General features: G+C 68.9%; 1 protein-coding gene. It reads left to right on the plus strand.

Translation table 11 applies throughout. From position 1 onward, the window contains the following. Positions 1 to 248 precede the first annotated feature (248 nt). Positions 249 to 750, plus strand: a 502-nt coding sequence (locus L0D17_RS13165; RefSeq protein ID WP_243095701.1) for a replication initiation protein, incomplete at its 3' end; no start/stop codon positions are given.

Consider the following 750-nt stretch of genomic DNA (forward strand, 5'->3'; position numbering starts at 1 on the left):
GTCAGCGAAGCTACCTTGAGGAGGCGGCCCTGGTGGCGGTTCTGGGGGCGGTGAGCCAGGGGGTTCGCACCTGGCCCGCCTACGCCTTGAGCTTTGGGGAAGCCTTTCCTTGGGGTTCTTGGGAACCTGGCCCTGGGAGCTTGCCCTAGAATGGGGGTTATGTGCAAAGACCCCGGCCGGATGAACAGCCGAGGCCTCTCCTCCCCAGGAGGCCTCCATCCTAACCCGGCCGGGGGAAGGAGGCAAGCGTGGAAACTCCAATCCGGCCGGGAAGCCTTCATCACGAGGAAGCCCGTAAAACCCTTGCCAGCATTCTGAACCTCCTCCAGAAGGACCGCGCCCTGGGGGAGAGGGCCCTCTCCCTCTTCGCGGCCTTCTACGGCCTCCCCCTGGAGGCCCTTCGCGCCCACCTCCTGGCCCCTCCCCCCCGCTCGGAGCGGGCCCGGGAGGCCTTCCAGCGGCCCTACCTCGCCCACTTCGCCCAGACCCTCCCCCGCTACCCCTACGCCACGGACGATCCCCAGGCGGGGGTGCGCGTCTACAAGCGGGAGAACGCCCTCAAGAGGGTCCACGTCCAGGTGGGCCACTACCCCCACGCCGTCTTGCGGCTCGTGGTGGACGTGGACCTTCCCTGGCCCCAGGCGGAGGAGAGGCTTCGTGCCCTCCCCCCCTCCCTGGTCCTGGTCAACCCGCGATCGGGCCACTTCCACGCCTGGTACGAGCTGGACCCCATCCCCCTCAAGCCCCCGC

Origin of the sequence: Thermus thalpophilus, from assembly GCF_022760915.1 — a bacterium.
Classification (GTDB): Bacteria; Deinococcota; Deinococci; order Deinococcales; family Thermaceae; genus Thermus; species Thermus thalpophilus.